2 protein-coding genes are annotated in these 2083 nt (G+C 31.4%); one reads left to right on the top strand and one right to left on the bottom strand.

The window, feature by feature from the left end; all coding sequences use genetic code 11:
* The first annotated feature begins 289 nt into the window (after positions 1 to 289).
* The gene (locus ABID42_RS23960) at positions 290 to 907 is read left to right on the top strand and encodes a DUF1684 domain-containing protein (protein WP_367285813.1); all 618 of its coding nucleotides are present in this window, start codon (positions 290 to 292) and stop codon (positions 905 to 907) included.
* A gap of 50 nt (positions 908 to 957) precedes the next feature.
* Here the strand turns inward: ABID42_RS23960 and tnpA are convergent, their stop codons facing one another.
* Entirely contained in the window at positions 958 to 1419 is a 462-nt protein-coding gene (gene tnpA, locus ABID42_RS23955; RefSeq protein ID WP_367285814.1) for an IS200/IS605 family transposase, read from the bottom strand.
* Positions 1420 to 2083 lie beyond the last annotated feature (664 nt).

Here is a 2083-nt window from a genome sequence, read left to right as displayed (position 1 = left end):
GTTATCTGTTATCTGTTATCTGTTATCTGTTATCTGTTATCTGTTATCTGTTATCTGTTATCTGTTATCTGTTATCTGTTATCTGTTATCTGTTATCTGTTAAAAGAGTGCTATTTTGACAAGTAGTTCCAATAATCTTGATATTATTTTATAAAATATTGTCACAGTGTGAGTATTCACTGATAACAATTAACTATTAACTGATAACAACTATCGCTTTCGCAAGTTAATTTACTAATTTTGCTTATCTATCAAGAACAGGCATGTTCCTTTTAAAATTCCTCAGAAAATGTTCAAAAATAAATTCTTCCTTGTTTTTACCAGCGTTATTTTAGTTGCTATCATTATTTACTCTTTTGTTGATTCTCAAGAAAAACCTGCTTCTCAGGCTCTTTCAAATGATTATGCTAAAACGATTCTAGCTTCAAGACAAGCCAAAGATGAGGCATTGAAAACCGAAAAAGATTCGCCCATTGAGGATAAAACAAACTTCAAAGGCTTACATTATTTTGAAGTAAACCCTGTTTATAAAGTAGTTGCTACTTTAGATAAATTAACAAGCGGACAAAGTATTAAAATTGCGATGACTGGTGGAGAAACTGAGGAATATGAAGCTTTTGCTAACCTAAAATTTGAAATTGATGGGAAGAAATGTGCATTAAAAGTATTTAAAACTCCTGAAGGAAACCTGTTTTTGCCTTTCCGTGATTTAACAAGTAATAAAGAAACTTATGGAGCAGGGCGTTATCTTGATTTAAAGATGGAAGATATTAAAGACCAAAGTATTGAGATTGATTTTAACCTTTCTTATCAGCCTTATTGTGCTTACAATCCTAGTTTTACTTGCCCAGTACCGCCTGCTGAGAATTTTTTGAATGTTGCTTTGAAGGTTGGGGAGAAAATGTAGTTTTTAACTAAATAAAGAGATAAAGAGGAGTAATTTCCTCTTTGCATTGACTATTCTATCCAGTCGAACAAGTATTTTTCATCAAATTCGACTTCAAATTTTTTCAAGAAATTATAATATTCTTCTTTAAAAGTTCGCTTCCGATGATGTTCTTCTTGATTCAAAATATAATTGTACACATCAGCGATATGTGAATGAGAATAAGAAAAAGCTCCATAACCTTCTTGCCAAGAGAATTTCCCTTTTACTAATTTTCGGTCGTTAATATAATTTGAGGAATTATTTTTAATGTCACGTACCAAATCTGCAATAGCAACCGAGGGCTTTAATCCAATAAAAATATGAATGTGGTCGGGCATTCCATTAATAATAATAGGTTTTTGGTTTTTGCCTTTGATAATACCTGAAATGTATTTATACAATTCATCTTTCCAAGTTTTGTTAATCAAATTCTCTCTCCCTTTTACAGCGAACACAATTTGAACATATAGTTGTGAGAACGTTCCAGCCATTTTTTCAAGCATTTAGATTTGAAATTAAATTTAATCATTTTCAAATAAAATCAAGAAGGGATAATGGGATTATAGATAAACAATTTATTCATTTTCAAAATTAGTTTTCATGGTATTTGAAATGCGTTTGTGCCACCCTTTTAGGGTTTTGTAAATAACGTTTATATTATTTTCTATAATCCTATCATCCCTTCGGGATTATTCATGAAGAAAACAAAATCCCGAAGGGATGATAGAATTATAGATAAGCCTTTTCAGAAAAACGAAAACCCCGAAGGGGTGATACAATAACGATTTATGAATTGTTTCGCCAAATTTTTAATGTTCAAAATCAATTTCCATGGCATTGAAATGCGTTTGTGCCACCCTTTCAGGGTTTTGTAAATAACGTTTCTGTTATTGCTATAATCCTGACATCCCTTCGGGATTATTGAATGAAAAAACAAAATCCCGAAGGGATGTCAGGATTATAGATAAGCCATTCCCGCAAAAACAAAACCCCAAAGGGGTGATACAATAACGATTTATGAATTGTTTTGCCAAATTTTTAATGTTCAAAATCAACTTCTATTGCATTGAAATGCGTTTGTGTCACCCTTTCAGGGTTTTGTAAATAACGTTTTATTATTTTCTATAATCCTATCATCCTTCGGGATTGTTTATG

Origin of the sequence: Arcicella rosea (genome assembly GCF_040543805.1) — a bacterium.
Taxonomy (GTDB): domain Bacteria; phylum Bacteroidota; class Bacteroidia; order Cytophagales; family Spirosomataceae; genus Arcicella; species Arcicella rosea.
The sequence above is the reverse complement of the archived record's forward strand: the minus strand, read 5'-3'. Positions and strand labels throughout refer to the sequence as shown.

Coding starts and splice junctions, on each gene's coding strand:
- tnpA (WP_367285814.1), bottom strand. CDS start 1,419: ATGGCTGGAACGTTCTCACAACTATATGTTCAAATTGTGTTCGCTGTA.
- ABID42_RS23960 (WP_367285813.1), top strand. CDS start 290: ATGTTCAAAAATAAATTCTTCCTTGTTTTTACCAGCGTTATTTTAGTT.